The following is a 14,613-nucleotide window of genomic DNA, read 5'->3' as shown; positions in this document are numbered from 1 at the left end:
GCCACTCTCATACTGGCCCCTGCGGGTCCGGAGTTCCACATGAACATACGTATTGTCGCTCTCACCTGCGTCTTGCTCGGCTTTGCCGGCACGGCCCTGGCAGAACGCGCGATCACGGGATCCCAGCGCGCTATTACCGGAAGCGATCGCGCCATCAGCGGCAGCGAACGTGCGATCGGCGGCGACAGCGGCACGCCCGGCTCCGGCAATATGTCGGTCATCGACGGCGGCGACCGGCGTACCAACCTGGGCATATCCGGGAGCACCGGCTATTCCAACGGGGTAACCAACAGCAACGCCGCGCGAGCGAATTCGCTTGAGACGCGACGCAGCCAGTTTGAGTCCGACTCGCGCCCGCTCAGCGACAAGATCGAACAGCGCCGGCGGGCTTTCGAGGGCAGCTCCGACTAGCGCCTGCTAACAAGCCCTAGCCGCAAAAAAAACGCGCCGAGGAGGCCCCCGGCGCGCCATGTTCGAGAACGGGCCTGGTCAGGGAATGGCCAGGGAAGCTCTTCACAACCTGTCGCGGTCGCGCCGGCGTGCTTTGCGCGCGATTGACAGACAAGTGAGAGCGTAGCGTGCCCAAGCCGATAACAAGTGGCACGGTAGCGAACACTGACGCTGTTCAAGCGTGCGCAAAGCCCCGGCCCGCAAGGGGTCCGGCCTCACAGACGCCGCGACTGCGTTGCCAGGCTTGACCTGCCAATAAGGCAGGCGCTGCGCCTGGACGCCTTGCCGCACCGTCTGTGAGGACTCGAACGCGATCCGCGAGAGGTTCTAGTCCTTGAGCTTGTCCCGAACCTTGTCCTTGGCCTGGCCTACCTTGTCCTGAACCTTGCCCGTCTTGCGCTGGGCCTTGCCTTCGGCTTCTTTCTGTTCGTCGCCGGTGACCTTGCCGATGCCTTCCTTGACGGCACCTTTGACACGGTCGGCTGTACCCTGCTTGCGATCATCATCAACCATGGAAATACTCCTTGATGAGCCGGTCGACTGCTTGAGCCCTACCGGCAGGTTGGATTCTCGAATACACCCGAGCCGCCATCGAAACTCGCGAGCCGTGGATGCATCCGGCGGCAGTGTTGCCGCGCCACGCACGATGTCGTGCGTGTACAGATACATTGGGGCCGATATGGGTACGGCAGTATCCGGTTAACTACGGACAACACGCGCGATTCGTTCAGGCAGGCGAAAGCGAGTCTCAAATCATGCGGTCGAGCGTGCGATCCCCCAGAATCACGCGGTGAAAAAGCACGCCGGCGAGATGCAAGACGACAAGCGCCAGCGTGGCCCAGCTCAACCAGTAGTGGATCGCCGACAGCAGGGGCGCAATCTCCGGCGACTTGCCGATCGGGCTGGCCACCGGCAGCACGCCAAACCAGTCAAGCGGAAATCCGTGGGCGTTGGTCGCCAGAAACCCGCTGATGGGCATCGCGATCAGCGCGAGATAGAGCGACCACTGCACGGTATCGGCAAGCCAGGCCTGGGCACGCGGCATATCGCCGTGCCCCGGCGTTTGCGTGAGAAAGCGCACGCAAAGCCGGGCCAGCATCAACCACAGCACCAGAAAGCCGAGCGATTCATGCCAGAGATAGAACCCGGTCTTGGCATCGTCTCGCACGAAGGATATGACCTTGCCCAGCGGCCACACTGCGAAGACCAGAATCGCCACCAGCCAGTGAAACGCCCGCGCAACAGGATGAAAACCCGTGGCCGAGGGGGACGAAATCATATGCACCTCCGCCCGGGTAGCGCCCGGCACATCAGCCAAAGTGATAGAAGCAGATCTTGTTACCGTCCGGGTCGCGCACATAGGCGCCATAGAACTGATCGGGAATACGCTGGCCCGGCTCGCCGTCGCAGCTCGCACCCAGTTCGATCGCCTGGTGATAGATCGTATCCACGGCGGTCTTGGAGCCGGGATGGAATGCAACCATATTGCCGTTGCCGGGGTCATGCGGCTGTTCATCGTAGGGAATGCATACCGCGAGCATGGGCTCGCTCATCTTCTTGCCGATGAAGCAGATGCGCCCCATATCCATCAGCACGCGGGCATCCATGTCGGCGAGCAGCTTCGAGTAGAACGCCTTGGCTCGGGTCATGTCGCTCACGCCCAGGGTCACATAGCCGATCATTCGATTCTCCAGTTGTCGTTCATACGCCATGCGAGCGTACACGAGCTTGCGTGGCGATAGCGGTATCGTTCGCGCTGGCGCAATTTGCCTTGTGCGCGCAGCGCCGTAACCTACGCGCTTTGCCTCGACACCGCTTTTGCCCAGGCCGGATGCGGCCGGCCCACGAAAAGGACTGTCACGTTGGCTTCGATCATATCGATTCGCAATCTCGAAAAGCGCTACGACTCGGGCTTTCGGGCGCTCAAGGGCATCGACCTGGATATTCCGGACGGCGATATTTTCGCCCTGCTCGGGCCGAACGGCGCCGGCAAGACCACGCTGATCAACGTGATCTGCGGCATCGTCAATCCCAGCGGCGGCACGGTCGAAGCCGCCGGCCATGACATCATCACCGACTATCGCGCAGCGCGCTCGCTGATCGGCCTCGTACCCCAGGAGCTGACCACCGACGCCTTCGAAACGGTCTGGGCCACGGTGAGCTTTTCCCGCGGGCTGTTCGGCAAGCCCAAGAATCCGGCGCATATCGAGAAGGTGCTCAAGGACCTGTCGCTCTGGGACAAACGGGACAACATGCTCATGACCCTGTCTGGCGGCATGAAGCGCCGGGTCATGATCGCCAAGGCCCTGTCGCACGAACCGCGCATTCTGTTTCTCGACGAACCTACCGCGGGCGTTGACGTGGAACTTCGGCGCAGCATGTGGGAGGTGGTGCGATCGCTGCGCGAACACGGGGTGACCATCATCCTCACCACCCACTATCTGGAAGAAGCCGAACAGATGGCCGACCGTATCGGCGTGATCAACGCAGGCGAAATCGTGCTGGTCGAACGCAAGAGCGAACTGATGACCAAGCTCGGCGAGAAACGCCTGACCCTGCAGCTCGAACAGGCAATCGAGCAGGTGCCGGAGGCGCTGTCCGCGCATGATCTCGAGCTCGCCGATGCCGGGCGGGCCCTGATCTATACCTACAACGCCAACGACAAGCGCACCGGCGTCAACTCGCTGTTTCGGGATCTGGACCGCGCCGGACTGCGGTTGCGCGATGTGGACACCAAGCACAGCTCGCTGGAGGAGATCTTCGTGGATCTTGTGAAGGCGCCAACGACCGAGAGCACAAGGAACGACGCATGAACATCCATGCCATTGCCGCCATCTACAAGTTCGAAATGGCCCGCACCTGGCGCACGCTGTTCCAGAGCGTGGTTTCGCCGGTGATATCCACCTCGCTGTACTTCGTGGTGTTCGGCTCGGCCATTGGCTCACGGATCGACGAAATACAGGGCGTGAGCTACGGCGCGTTCATCGTGCCCGGGCTGATCATGCTGTCGCTGATGACGCAGAGCATTTCCAACGCCTCGTTCGCGATCTATTTCCCCAAGTTCATCGGCACTGTCTATGAACTGCTGTCCGCGCCGGTTTCCTATGTGGAAATCGTGATCAGCTACGTAGGCGCGGCCGCCACCAAATCGGCCGCGCTCGGGCTGATCATCCTCGGCACGTCGTTTTTCTTCGTGGATATCAGCATCGCCCACCCGTTCATGATGCTGGTGTTCCTGGCGCTCACCGCCATCACCTTCAGCCTGTTTGGCTTCATCATCGGTATCTGGGCCGACAACTTCGAAAAGCTGCAGATCGTGCCGCTGCTGATCGTCACCCCGCTGACCTTTCTGGGCGGGACCTTCTATTCAATCGATATGCTGCCGGCGATTTGGCAGAAGATCACCCTGCTCAACCCGGTGGTCTATCTGGTGTCCGGTTTTCGCTGGAGCTTTTACGACGTGGCCGACGTCAACGTGTTTGTGAGCCTGGGCATGATCGGCGTCTTTCTGGCCGCCTGCCTGCTGGTCGTCGCCTGGATCTTCAAAACCGGTTATCGCCTGAAGTCCTGAGACGTCCGATCAATTCGCGTCGGCGACCAGATACTGGATCTCGATATTCTTGCGGCCCCATTTCAGCGCGCGCTTGCGCTTGGCGAAGAGGATATCGATCTTGTTGCGCCAGCGTCGGTGCATCTTGTCCTGCACGGTATAGGTGCCGGGCAGGCCTTCGACGCGGACTTTGGTGCCATGGGTCAGGCCCAGTCGAATGAGATCGCGGGATACGGCGATCGCCTTGTCGCCGGGCTCGAGCTGTTCGCCGAAGGCGGTCAGGCCGATGTTGCCCTGCTTGGTTTCTTCTTCGGCAAGGGTGAACGACGTGGCCGTGACTTCGAGGGTTTCCCAGTTCGCGGCGCTGTCGGCATACACGGGCGTCGTGCCCCCAACCGCCATGGCCAGGGCGATGCTGCCCAGCCAGCGCCAGCGTGAAGCGTGCGAAAACGTCTCTTTCATCGAGGCCTCCATCGAAGCGCCACACGAGTGTAACGCCAGTGAAATCACCCCATTAGTACCATGTTCTCAGCAAGATAGCCGCTATGGCTCATGCACCGGATGCAGAGTACGCGTCGCCGATGCGCGCTATATGACTGTCGTAAGGCGGTTTTTTGACATCTTTCAAACAACCCGCCGACGCCAGCCCCGAGGGCGAAGCGAACCGTGTTCTGCGGGTTGTTTGCCGACATCAATCGGGCAATAAACGCCAGCCGTTATCGCCTTCGTTGACGCGCACGGTCGTGGTTTCGACCTTGCGATTGTCGCCGGCCACGATGTCGTAGCGCAGCTGCAGCTCATAGTCTTGGTGCTCGAGTTCACGCGATTCCAGAATCTCGACGTTCTCGATATGGATGTCATCCGGATTCGGCGCACCCATGGCGCGCATGAACTCGACGCCGGATTCACCCCCCAACGCCCGCATCGCCGACTGGGCGTTTTCCAGGCTTGCGCGCACCTGTGTTTCCAGCAGCGGCTGTACGTCACCGGCATCGGGCGCACCCGAACAGGCGGCCAGGAAAGCCACTACAACGAACGAAACACAGGCCATTCGGACACGTCGTCCGATCGACAATCCAACTGTTTTCATCGGTATCTTCAAAACCATGAACATGATTACTAATCCCGCATGCAGACATCGTGATGCGGGGCCGATAACAACGGTATAAGCCAGGCACGACACGCCGACAAGCGTCTCGCGCTACCCAAGGCGCAAACAACTGATTAAGCTAATCGCGGCGAACCGATGCGGCGATAAAGTCTCCTGACCGCCTCAGCGGCCCACGGCCCACCGCCCTACTCCCAGAAAGAACAATGCTGGCTCAAAAGAAAGTCTATCTGGCGGTCGCACTGGCCGGCGCGCTCGTATTCGGTTTTATCGCAACCAGCGTGATCAGCTATTTTCTGGCCAGCGATTCGGTCAACGATCATATCGCCGAGGAAACGCTGCCGCTGACCAGCGATAACATTTATTCCGAAATCGAGCAGGACCTGCTGCGCTCGGTGCTTATTTCGTCGCTCATGGCACACGACACGCTGCTACGCGACTGGACCCTCGACGGCGAAGCCGGCCCCGACAAGATCGTGCGCTATCTGCGTGAGATCCAGAACAAGTACGACACGACCACGGCCTTCTACGTATCGGAACAGACGCGCAACTACTACCACGCCGACGGCGTTCTCAAGCAGGTTTCGGCCGACGACCCTCAGGACGCCTGGTACTTTCGTACGCGCGAGCTGAACACGCCCTACGAAATCAATGTCGATACCGACACCGCCGATCCAAGCCGCCTGACCATCTTTCTCAACTATCGGGTAACCGACTACCAAAACCGGTTCATCGGCGTGACCGGCATCGGGCTGTCCGTTGACTCGGTTGCCAAGCTGATCGCCAGTTATCAGACCCGCTATGCCCGAGAAATCTATCTGACCGACCGCGAAGGCCGCGTCACCCTGCGTGGCCCGCGTTTCGAGGGCGCCGAGAATCTACGTGAACGCGCTGGCATGAGCCATATCGCCACCACGATCCTCGCCACGCCCAGCGCCTCGGTAAGCTACGAGAGCGCTCAAGGCCGGCGTGTGTACGTCAACAGCCGCCTGATTCCGGAATTCGACTGGTATCTGATCGTCGAGCAGGCCCAGTCCTCGGCCGAGGCACGCGTACTGGGTGCGTTGCTGCTCAATATCGGCATTGCCATCGCCATTGCCGCCCTGGTGGGCGCGATCGGCTGGTTCGCGGTGCGCAATTATCAGATGAGCCTGGAACAGATGGCCGGCACCGACCCCTTGACCGGCTGTACCACGCGCCGGGTTTTCGAGGCCATCTTCGATCAGGCGCGCAAGAACGCGCTGCGCAACCAGTCGCCATTGTCGCTGCTGGCCATCGATATCGACCACTTCAAGCACATCAACGACGCGTACGGGCATGCGGCCGGCGACCTCGTCCTCTATTCGCTGGCCGATACCTGCCGAGCGCATCTACGCGATACCGATACGCTGTGTCGCTGGGGCGGCGACGAATTTCTCATTCTGCTCGTCGATTGCACCTTGTCCAACGCCCTGCACGTGGCCGACGCCATGCGTGCTGCCGTAGCCAGCCGTGCCGTGCGCCCCGGACAGGAGAGCATCGAATGCACGATCAGCGTGGGCGCAGCCGAGTACGAGCCGGGCGAAGAGCTTCGCTCGCTCGTCGCACGTGCGGATCTGGCGATGTATACCGCCAAACGGGACGGCCGCGATCAGGTGGCCAAAGCCTAGTGCCTTTCGTCGCGAGATAGACCCTAGAGCGGCTTATACCAGTCGCGTAGGCGAACCTCGGTCGCCGGCTCGCGCCGGTTGACCAGCTCGCGAAAACGCTCGGTGTCCTGGCCGCGATAGTGATAGGGATAGACCACGGCCGGCGCAAAGTCAGCTACCGCATCCGCTGCCTCTTCGACGTCCATGGTGTAGGGCAGGTTCATGCAGACGAAGGCCACGTCGATATCCTTCAGGTCCCGCATTTCCTCGATGCCCTGCGTATCGCCCGAGATATAAACGCGCTTGTCGGCCAGGGTCAGCACATAGCCGTTGCCCCAACCCTTAGGGTGGTAGGCGTCGGCGCTGGGCGGCAGGTTGTACATGGGCACTGCATGAATACCCACGCCGGCATCGGTATGCACCTTCTCGCCGTTGTCCATGATCGTTTGTGCATGGCCGTAGCGTTCGCCGACCTCGTCGGCCACGGCCTGTGGCATGACCACGATCGCCTGGCGCAGATCCAGCCCGTTCAGCGTCTGCGGGTCCAGGTGATCGCCATGGCCATGGGTGAGCAGCACGATATCCGCGGTCGGCAGCCCGGCATAGGCCTCGGCGCCCTGGGTCGGATCCACGTAGATCGTCTGTCCATTCCAGTCGAGCACGAAGCTGGCATGCTGAATGCGATAGAGGGTGACGTCGCCATCAGCGGTGGCCACCAGCGTCTCGCCTTCAGGCGCGGCCCATGCAGTGGTCGCCAGGGCGAGCGCGGCGGCTGACAGTATCGATACGAACGTTTTCATGGATTCCCCTGCGGTGCACGGACAGACAGCGTAGCGCCAAATCCGACGCTTGCCACAAATGCCTTGCGCGGCCGAACTCGCATCGCTACGACACAGGGTTGGCTGACCGACGGCTGCGCAGCAGCGCCCGGCTTCGATAGAATGTGAGTATAGCCACGCATGCTCGTATCGAGACGCAAGATGTCGAAATCCCTGCAGGAACAGCTGCTGCAAGCCGGTCTGGCCAAGCCCAAGCAGGCCAAGAAGGCCCGCCGCGACAAGACCCGCGAAGCGCAGGCCGCCCGGCGCGACCCGAAGAAGGCCAAGGAGCAAGACCAGCTCGCCCGCGAGATTTCGGCCAAGGAAGCCGGCAAGCGCGACTACGACCGGCGCCTGAACGAACAGCGAAAGGCCCAGCGCGAGGCCCAGGAGCGCCAGCAAAAAGCGGTGCAGATCATCGAACGCAACCGGGTCGCAGCCGAAGGCGACAACGACCAGGCCGTGGCCTACAACTACAACGTCAACGGCAAGATCAAGCGGCTCATGGTCAGCGATACGCAGCGCAAGGCTCTGGCCGCAGGCCGCATGGCAATCGTGCGGTACCAGGGCAAGACGTCGCTGGTGAACGCGGACGTGGCCGAGCGGCTGCAGCCGTTAATCCCCAACCGCATCTGGCTTGCCACACCCGCCGATGACACGCCCGACCCCGACGATCCCTATGCCGACTACCAGGTGCCCGACGATCTGATGTGGTAGCCATGGCCGCGCTGCGTATCGCAAGCCGGCACGCCGCCTCGCCTGCGCTGGGCGGCGCCTGTTGATGCCGGCTGACGTGGACGCCCTGCGCCGTATCGGTTGGCCGTTTGCAAGCCGGGCCGCAGACGGCGCCTGGGCCGACCTGCTGGCAGAACACCCCGCGGCAAGACCGGCCCGCGTGGTCGAACAGCACCGCAGCGGCTATATCGTCGCGGAAGACATCGACAACAGCTATGCGGTCGAATCCCTGCCCGACTGGCAACGACCACGCCTGCCCTCGGAGCAACGCCCGGCGGTGGGCGACTGGCTGCTCGTGAGCGGCGGCGACGATACCCACGCCCAGGCCGTTGCCCTTCTGCCGCGGCGCAGCACCATCAAGCGAAGCAGCGCCGGCAAGCACTACGGCCAACAGATCATCGCCGCGAACATCGATGTCGTATTCGTTGTTTCCAGCCTCGACGGCGACTTCAACCCGCGCCGTATCGAACGCTATCTGCTGCTGGTACGCGGCGGCGCGCGCCCGGTGGTAGTGCTCACGAAAACCGATATCGCCGAGGCACGCGAACCCGGGGCCGTGGAAAACGCAAAGGCAGCGCTGGCGACTCTGGACGTCGATGTGTGCACGCTCGACGCCACTGATCCGGCCAGCGTGGGTGCCCTGCAGCGCTGGCTGGCGCCCGGCATCACGGCCGTGCTCGTGGGCAGCTCCGGGGTCGGCAAGTCGACGCTCACCAACGGCCTGACCGGCACTCAGACCATGAAGACCGGCGCAGTACGGGCCAGCGATTCGCGCGGCCGGCATACCACGACCCACCGCGCGCTCATCCCGCTCACGGCCGGCGCCTGTCTGATCGACACGCCCGGCATGCGCGAGCTCAAGCCCACCGGCGAGGAGGATCTGGTCGAGGACGGCTTTGCCGATATCGAAGCACTGGCCACGCACTGTCGCTTTCGCGATTGCCGTCATGTGGGCGAGCCCGGCTGTGCGGTTCGCGCCGCGATCGACGCCGGCCAGCTCGACGCCGCTCGATTTGCGAACTACGAAAAGCTGCGCGGCGAGATCGCCCAGGCGGCCGACCAGCTCGCCCTGCGCGCCACGCGTACGCCCGGCGGTGCAAAAAAGCCGACCGGCGCCGGCAAGCGCGGCAAACGATCGCGCTGACTGCGACGCGGTAATGCGCGTTATCGGCCGCCTTCGGCAGGTTCGAATGCGCATCTTGGCTGCTCGCCCCCGAACGCTTCGCGCAAGCCATTGTTTCCATATGGGCCGGACGCCTGTAGGGCCTCAATTCACGTAGCGCGGTTGCGGGGGTACGGTACAAACGTTCTATAGTGCGGCGCAGGCCGAGATCGTCTTAACGATCGCCGGCTTGTTGGGGAAGCTCTGCATTACTTCTCGCGGTTCGCGTTCGAGTCTCACAGACGCCTTGCAGCGGCATCTGTGAGGCCTAACCGCTGAGCGGCCAATGCTTTGCGCGCTTGACCGGTGTCAGTGTTCGCTACCGTGCAACTTGTTTTTGGCTTGGGCACGCGACGCTCTCACTTGCTTGTCAATTGCGCGCAAAGCACCCGCCGCGACCGTGGCAGGTTGTGCGGAGCATGCTAAACGGCAAATCGGGATCGCCCGCGTAACACAGCGCGCGTACCCACTTGGGGGATACATCATGCTTGATCGTTTTTCTGCGCGGGCGCGCGTATTCGGCGTGCTCGTCATCGGGCTGTTGTTGCTGGGTGGCTGTGCTACCGAGTCGCATCGCAGCATCCAGCCGGAAACGGTGGCCAGCTACGGCACCGCCTACAACGGCCCGCGCTATGTTCTGGTGGTGGGCAACTTCCAGAACCGCTCGACCTATCGCCAGGGACTGTTCAGCGATGGCACCGACCGGCTCGGCAGCCAGGCCAAGACCATCCTCAAGACCCATCTGCAGCAGACCAACCGCTTTGCCGTGGTCGATCGCGACAACATGGCCCAGATCGCCCAGGAGGCCAAGATCAGCGGCACGCAGCAAACCCTGAAAGGCGCCCAGGTGGCGATCACCGGTGACGTGACCGAGTTCGGCCGTCGCACCACCGGCGACATGCAGCTGTTCGGCATTCTCGGTGCCGGCAAGACCCAGGTGGCCTACGCCAAGGTCGCGCTCAACGTAGTCGATGTCACCACCTCGGAAATCATCTACTCCGTGCAGGGCGCCGGCGAATACGAACTGAGCAACCGCCAGGTGGCCGGCTTTGGCGGCACCGCCGGCTACGACGCCACGCTCAACGGCAAGGTGCTTAACTTCGCCATCACCGAAGCCGTCAACAACCTGACCCAGGGCATGGAAAACGGCGCCTGGTCGCCGGTTCGCTAAGCATGAAAAGGCATACACGATTCGTGCGTCACAGCGGCCTCGCAGCGCTTGCAGGTGCCCTGCTGCTGGTCGGCTGTGTCACCCAACCGGAACCACTCTATCGCTGGGGCGAATACGAAAACCTGGTTTATGCGATGTACATGAAGCCGGGCGAGGCCGAACCCGGTGTGCAGGCACAAAAGCTGCGTGCCGATATCGAGCGCAGTGAAGCCGAAGGCAAACGGGTGCCGCCGGGCGTGCATGCCCAGCTGGGCTATATGAACTACATGCAGGGCAACGAAGCCGGCGCGGCAGAACAGTTCGCGATCGAGCGCCAGCTCTACCCCGAATCCTCGGCGTTCATGACCACGTTCATCGAACGTATCCAGAAGGGGAGCTGACCGATGCGCCGCTATCTCGCACTGCTTGGCCTCATCGCCGCGTCGCTTCTGGCGACCGGCTGTGCCACATCCCCCGGCTACGACTACTCGGCCTATCGCGCCGACCCGCCGCGTTCGATCCTGGTGCTGCCGCCGATCAATAACTCGGTGGAAGTCAACGCGCCCTATGTGTATCTGTCCACGGTCACGCGCCCGCTCGCCGAGGCCGGCTACTACGTCTACCCGGTGGCGGTCGTAGACGCGTTCATGAAGGAAAACGGGCTGTCGGAACCGGCCGAAATGCAGTCGGTGCCGCTGAACAAGATCGACGAAGTGATCGGCCCCGATGCGGTGCTCTATGCCACGATCGAGGACTGGGGCCAGAAATTCCACGTGCTGTCGTCGGATACCACGGTGGACGTATCGCTGCGTCTGATCGATACCCAGACCGGCACCCTGCTCTGGGACGGCAAGGCGCGCGCGATCGAAGGCTCCAACAACAACCAGGGCGGCCTGCTGGCCGCGGTGATCGTGGCCGTGGTCGAACAGATCGTGGATACCAGCGCCGATCGCACCCGCGAGGTCTCGCGCATGGCCAACGTCAATATGGTGGCCGACCAGAGCGATGGCCTGCCGCTGGGGCCTTACAACCCCGAACACGTCACCGACCCGCGTCGCCAGTAGTCACGAACTTGCACGCGGCCATGGCATGGCCGCGTGCCGCAGGCTAAATTGATGGCTGGCTTGAACCACGCAAACGCCATGCTCATCCGAATTGCCACTACCCTGTCGCTCGCCCTGCTGGCGAGCACGTCCGTGGCCGCCGAATCGACGGCGGCCGATATCGATGCCGCGCGTGCCGATGGCACCGGCGATATCGAGATATCGGAAAAATTCCGGCAACTCGACCGTAACGGCGACGGCCTGCTCAGCCGCAGTGAAGCCGAGGCCGACTATACGATCGGGGCGCTCTACGACTCCTTCGATACGTCTGCGACCATTGAAGGCGGGTCGAGTGAGAGCGCGGGCAGCGGCATCACGCTCGAACAGTTCGAAGCCGGCATGCAGGCGCTGGCCAGCGGCGGCGTAATCGGTCCGTCGGCCTCGGGCGGCGAGACGATCCTGGTTTTTCCCGACGGCACCATGGAACGGGTCAAGGGCACCGGTATTCAATCCGGCAACTGAACCGGCCTGTAAAGGCTTCAAGGGGCCGGCCAAGGAACGGGGCGTCGCCCTAAACGAACGAAGCCGCCGGCGTTAGACCGGCGGCTTCGTTGCCGCGGTTACGAAGGCGCTGCCTCAGTAACCCTTCGCCCGGGCGAACCGCTCGGTACAGAAGTTGGCATCGCCGAACAGCTCGCTGGCCGCGCGCGCACGCTTCATGAAAAAGCCGATATCGAACTCATCGGTCATGCCCATGCCGCCATGCATCTGCACGCCTTCGGCACTGGCCAGCCGCGCGGTCTCCGCTGCCCGGGCCTTGGCCGCCAGGATTTGCAGCGAGGCATCGTCCGCGCCGGCATCGAACGCTGCCAGTGCCTGGAAGGCCATGGCTTCGCTAATTTCGATATCCACCGACAGATGCGCGGCACGGTGCTGGAGCGCCTGAAACGAACCGATGCGCTGACCGAACTGCTTGCGCTCGGACAGATACGTGAGCGTGCGTTCGAACACGGCGCGTGCCAGACCCACCAGCTCCATGGCCAGAATCGCACGACCGGCGTCGAGCACCGCATCCAAGGCGTTCGCATCGCCGTCGAGCAGCTCGGCTTTCGCGTCTTCGAATCGTACGTCGGCCATGCTGCGCGTATCCAGCGACACCACCGGCGTTGTCGCCACGCCGGCATCGCCTGTTTCGACTGCGAACAGGCGCGGCGTGCCGTCGAGCATCGCGCTTACCAGCAGCACGTCGGCGTTGACGGCATCGAGCACGAGCGTCTTGGCACCGCTGATCGTGTAGCCGTCGCCCGCTGATTGGGCTTCGGTGGCCACGCGTTCCGGGCGATGCTTGGCACTTTCGTCGAGCGCCAGCGCCACTATCAGCTCACCGCTGGCAATCGAACCCAGCCAACGGCTTTTCTGGTCGGCGTTGCCGCCCCGGCCGATCGCGATCGCACCCAGTACCGCCGTCGACAGAAACGGCGTCAGGGCCAGGCGGCGGCCAACTTCACGTGCCACCAGGCCCGCGCTCACCAGACCGAAATCCATACCGCCCTGGTCTTCCGGCACCAGAATCCCGGTCAGGCCCGATTCGACCATCGCCTGCCAGAGCTCGTGATCGTAATCCTGGCCGTGGCTGCCGCCGCGAATGGCGCGCAGCGTGTCCACGCTGGCCTTGTCGGCAAAAATACGCTCGGCCAGATCCGCGAGCATCTGCTGTTCTTCATTCAATATCATGGGGATGCCTCGCTAGCCTTTGGGAAGTTCGAGAACGGCGGAGGAGATGATGCCGAGCATGATCTCCGAGGTACCGCCTTCGATCGAGTTGCCTTTGGAACGCAGCCATTCGCGGGCATAGCGTCCGCCATTCGTGCGTTCGCTCTCCCATTCCAGGCCCTGGCCGCCCATGGCATCCATCATCAGGTTGTAGCGGCGCTTGTTGAGCTCGGTGCCGTAGTACTTGAGCATGGCCGAGCGCGCGCCCACGCCTTCGCCGGCCTCGGCCTTGGCACGGGTATGCTCGACCAGCGCACGAAACGCCATCGCATCGATTTCCAGGCGGGCGATATCGGCACGCAACATCGGATCGTCCAGCCGCCCGGCCTCGTCCGTGCCGACCGCCTCCAGCGCCATCTTCGCCAGATCGCGCCCCTTGAGCAGACCCGGCGGTTCGCCGCCGATGTTGTCGCGCTCATGGGTGAGCAGATACTTGGCGATCGTCCAGCCCTGGTTGAGCTCACCCACCAGATTGGCGCGCGGCACGCGCACGTCGTCGAAGAAGGTTTCGCAGAACGGCGACTCACCCGAGATCAGCTGGATCGGCCGGGTCGATACGCCCTTGCTCTCCATATCCAGCAGGATGAAGGAGATGCCGGCCTGCTTCTTGGCATCCGGATCGGTACGCACGAGGCAGAACATCTTGTCCGCCCGGTCGGCATAGGACGTCCAGATCTTGCGGCCGTTGACCACGAAATGGTCCCCGTCGATTTCCGCCGACGTTTTAAGGCTGGCCAGATCCGAGCCCGCATTGGGTTCGGAATAGCCCTGGCACCAGCGGATTTCGCCCCGGGCGATGGCCGGCAGATGCTCGCGCTTCTGTTCTTCCGAACCGAACTTCAGCAGCGCCGGGCCCAGCATCCAGAAACCGAAGTTGCTGACCGGGCTGCGCGCGTTGATACGCTTCATTTCGGCCTTGAATACGTCGTGCTCCGCTGGCGTCATGCCGCCGCCGTATTCCACCGGCCAGGCCGGCGCGGTCCAGCCTTTCTCGACCATGCGCTCGAACCAGAGCCGCTGCGCCTCGGAGGAGAACTCCCACTGTCGGCCGCCCCAGACATGCTCCTTGTCGGAGGCCAGCGGCTGGCGCATCTCCTCCGGGCAATTGTCTTCCAGCCAGGACCGAACCTCGGCCCTGAACGCCTCCATATCGCGCATGCATCACCTTTTTTATTTGTGAAACGAAGTTTCGTGAA

The 14,613-nt window shown here is 62.7% G+C and carries 18 protein-coding genes; 10 read left to right on the top strand and 8 right to left on the bottom strand.

Going from position 1 to position 14,613, the window contains the following annotated elements:
- Positions 1-39: 39 nt before the first annotated feature.
- On the top strand, positions 40-411 hold the full coding sequence (locus tag C84B14_RS00240) for a hypothetical protein (RefSeq protein ID WP_353221367.1): 372 nt from the start codon (positions 40-42) through the stop codon (positions 409-411).
- A 366-nt stretch (positions 412-777) separates the two neighbouring features.
- Here the strand turns inward: C84B14_RS00240 and C84B14_RS00235 are convergent, their stop codons facing one another.
- The 3 genes from C84B14_RS00235 to C84B14_RS00225 form a co-directional block, all read right to left on the bottom strand.
- A complete protein-coding gene (locus C84B14_RS00235) occupies positions 778-963 on the bottom strand; it encodes a CsbD family protein (protein WP_348767227.1) in 186 nt (61 codons plus the stop codon).
- Between the two features lie 235 nt (positions 964-1,198).
- Positions 1,199-1,729, bottom strand: coding sequence for a cytochrome b (locus C84B14_RS00230; protein ID WP_353221366.1), 531 nt, complete (start codon positions 1,727-1,729; stop codon positions 1,199-1,201).
- Between the two features lie 31 nt (positions 1,730-1,760).
- Positions 1,761-2,132, bottom strand: a complete 372-nt coding sequence (locus C84B14_RS00225; RefSeq protein ID WP_353221365.1) for a VOC family protein — start codon at positions 2,130-2,132, stop codon at positions 1,761-1,763.
- A gap of 180 nt (positions 2,133-2,312) precedes the next feature.
- Between C84B14_RS00225 and C84B14_RS00220 the strand changes: the two genes are divergently transcribed.
- Positions 2,313-3,263, top strand: a complete 951-nt coding sequence (locus tag C84B14_RS00220; RefSeq protein WP_348767224.1) for an ABC transporter ATP-binding protein — start codon at positions 2,313-2,315, stop codon at positions 3,261-3,263.
- Positions 3,260-4,021, top strand: coding sequence for an ABC transporter permease (locus tag C84B14_RS00215; RefSeq protein ID WP_348767223.1), 762 nt, complete (start codon positions 3,260-3,262; stop codon positions 4,019-4,021). Before C84B14_RS00220 ends, C84B14_RS00215 begins: the two co-directional genes overlap by 4 nt.
- A 9-nt stretch (positions 4,022-4,030) precedes the next feature.
- On the opposite strand, the gene C84B14_RS00210 is transcribed toward C84B14_RS00215, so the two are convergent.
- Both C84B14_RS00210 and C84B14_RS00205 read right to left on the bottom strand, forming a co-directional pair.
- Positions 4,031-4,462: a 3D domain-containing protein gene (locus C84B14_RS00210; RefSeq protein WP_348767222.1), complete on the bottom strand. Its 432-nt coding sequence runs from the start codon at positions 4,460-4,462 to the stop codon at positions 4,031-4,033.
- Positions 4,463-4,691: 229 nt separating this feature from the next.
- Positions 4,692-5,051 (bottom strand): hypothetical protein, encoded by a 360-nt coding sequence (locus C84B14_RS00205; protein WP_348767221.1) that lies wholly within the window; start codon positions 5,049-5,051, stop codon positions 4,692-4,694.
- Positions 5,052-5,314: 263 nt separating this feature from the next.
- On the opposite strand from C84B14_RS00205, the gene C84B14_RS00200 reads away from it, so the two are divergent.
- Positions 5,315-6,757: a sensor domain-containing diguanylate cyclase gene (locus C84B14_RS00200; protein ID WP_353221364.1), complete on the top strand. Its 1,443-nt coding sequence runs from the start codon at positions 5,315-5,317 to the stop codon at positions 6,755-6,757.
- Between the two features lie 23 nt (positions 6,758-6,780).
- On the opposite strand, the gene C84B14_RS00195 is transcribed toward C84B14_RS00200, so the two are convergent.
- Entirely contained in the window at positions 6,781-7,536 is a 756-nt protein-coding gene (locus tag C84B14_RS00195) for an MBL fold metallo-hydrolase (RefSeq protein WP_348767219.1), read from the bottom strand.
- A 180-nt stretch (positions 7,537-7,716) separates the two neighbouring features.
- On the opposite strand from C84B14_RS00195, the gene C84B14_RS00190 reads away from it, so the two are divergent.
- The 6 genes from C84B14_RS00190 to C84B14_RS00165 all read left to right on the top strand — a co-directional run bounded on the left by C84B14_RS00190 (position 7,717) and on the right by C84B14_RS00165 (position 12,166).
- Positions 7,717-8,271 (top strand): DUF2058 family protein, encoded by a 555-nt coding sequence (locus C84B14_RS00190; protein WP_348767218.1) that lies wholly within the window; start codon positions 7,717-7,719, stop codon positions 8,269-8,271.
- 64 nt (positions 8,272-8,335) lie between these two features.
- Entirely contained in the window at positions 8,336-9,433 is a 1,098-nt protein-coding gene (rsgA, locus tag C84B14_RS00185) for a ribosome small subunit-dependent GTPase A (RefSeq protein WP_491731206.1), read from the top strand.
- A gap of 502 nt (positions 9,434-9,935) precedes the next feature.
- The gene (locus C84B14_RS00180) at positions 9,936-10,622 is read left to right on the top strand and encodes a CsgG/HfaB family protein (protein WP_353221363.1); all 687 of its coding nucleotides are present in this window, start codon (positions 9,936-9,938) and stop codon (positions 10,620-10,622) included.
- Positions 10,623-10,624: 2 nt separating this feature from the next.
- A complete protein-coding gene (locus C84B14_RS00175; protein WP_353221362.1) occupies positions 10,625-11,002 on the top strand; it encodes a DUF4810 domain-containing protein in 378 nt (125 codons plus the stop codon).
- 3 nt (positions 11,003-11,005) lie between these two features.
- Entirely contained in the window at positions 11,006-11,665 is a 660-nt protein-coding gene (locus C84B14_RS00170) for a DUF799 domain-containing protein (protein WP_348767215.1), read from the top strand.
- 78 nt (positions 11,666-11,743) lie between these two features.
- The gene (locus C84B14_RS00165) at positions 11,744-12,166 is read left to right on the top strand and encodes an EF-hand domain-containing protein (protein ID WP_348767214.1); all 423 of its coding nucleotides are present in this window, start codon (positions 11,744-11,746) and stop codon (positions 12,164-12,166) included.
- A gap of 114 nt (positions 12,167-12,280) precedes the next feature.
- Here C84B14_RS00165 and C84B14_RS00160 read toward each other — a convergent pair whose 3' ends face one another.
- A complete protein-coding gene (locus tag C84B14_RS00160) occupies positions 12,281-13,378 on the bottom strand; it encodes an acyl-CoA dehydrogenase family protein (RefSeq protein WP_353221361.1) in 1,098 nt (365 codons plus the stop codon).
- Between the two features lie 12 nt (positions 13,379-13,390).
- Positions 13,391-14,575, bottom strand: a complete 1,185-nt coding sequence (locus C84B14_RS00155) for an acyl-CoA dehydrogenase family protein (protein ID WP_353221360.1) — start codon at positions 14,573-14,575, stop codon at positions 13,391-13,393.
- Between the last annotated feature and the right edge of the window lie 38 nt (positions 14,576-14,613).

The sequence above is a fragment of the Salinisphaera sp. C84B14 genome, assembly GCF_040361435.1.
Lineage (GTDB): Bacteria > Pseudomonadota > Gammaproteobacteria > Nevskiales > Salinisphaeraceae > Salinisphaera.
This window is presented reverse-complemented; position numbering and strand designations above follow the sequence as displayed.

Coding starts and splice junctions, on each gene's coding strand:
- C84B14_RS00240 (WP_353221367.1), top strand. CDS start 40: ATGAACATACGTATTGTCGCTCTCACCTGCGTCTTGCTCGGCTTTGCC.
- C84B14_RS00235 (WP_348767227.1), bottom strand. CDS start 963: ATGGTTGATGATGATCGCAAGCAGGGTACAGCCGACCGTGTCAAAGGT.
- C84B14_RS00230 (WP_353221366.1), bottom strand. CDS start 1,729: ATGATTTCGTCCCCCTCGGCCACGGGTTTTCATCCTGTTGCGCGGGCG.
- C84B14_RS00225 (WP_353221365.1), bottom strand. CDS start 2,132: ATGATCGGCTATGTGACCCTGGGCGTGAGCGACATGACCCGAGCCAAG.
- C84B14_RS00215 (WP_348767223.1), top strand. CDS start 3,260: ATGAACATCCATGCCATTGCCGCCATCTACAAGTTCGAAATGGCCCGC.
- C84B14_RS00210 (WP_348767222.1), bottom strand. CDS start 4,462: ATGAAAGAGACGTTTTCGCACGCTTCACGCTGGCGCTGGCTGGGCAGC.
- C84B14_RS00205 (WP_348767221.1), bottom strand. CDS start 5,051: ATGGCCTGTGTTTCGTTCGTTGTAGTGGCTTTCCTGGCCGCCTGTTCG.
- C84B14_RS00200 (WP_353221364.1), top strand. CDS start 5,315: ATGCTGGCTCAAAAGAAAGTCTATCTGGCGGTCGCACTGGCCGGCGCG.
- C84B14_RS00195 (WP_348767219.1), bottom strand. CDS start 7,536: ATGAAAACGTTCGTATCGATACTGTCAGCCGCCGCGCTCGCCCTGGCG.
- C84B14_RS00190 (WP_348767218.1), top strand. CDS start 7,717: ATGTCGAAATCCCTGCAGGAACAGCTGCTGCAAGCCGGTCTGGCCAAG.
- rsgA (WP_491731206.1), top strand. CDS start 8,336: ATGCCGGCTGACGTGGACGCCCTGCGCCGTATCGGTTGGCCGTTTGCA.
- C84B14_RS00180 (WP_353221363.1), top strand. CDS start 9,936: ATGCTTGATCGTTTTTCTGCGCGGGCGCGCGTATTCGGCGTGCTCGTC.
- C84B14_RS00175 (WP_353221362.1), top strand. CDS start 10,625: ATGAAAAGGCATACACGATTCGTGCGTCACAGCGGCCTCGCAGCGCTT.
- C84B14_RS00170 (WP_348767215.1), top strand. CDS start 11,006: ATGCGCCGCTATCTCGCACTGCTTGGCCTCATCGCCGCGTCGCTTCTG.
- C84B14_RS00165 (WP_348767214.1), top strand. CDS start 11,744: ATGCTCATCCGAATTGCCACTACCCTGTCGCTCGCCCTGCTGGCGAGC.
- C84B14_RS00160 (WP_353221361.1), bottom strand. CDS start 13,378: ATGATATTGAATGAAGAACAGCAGATGCTCGCGGATCTGGCCGAGCGT.
- C84B14_RS00155 (WP_353221360.1), bottom strand. CDS start 14,575: ATGCGCGATATGGAGGCGTTCAGGGCCGAGGTTCGGTCCTGGCTGGAA.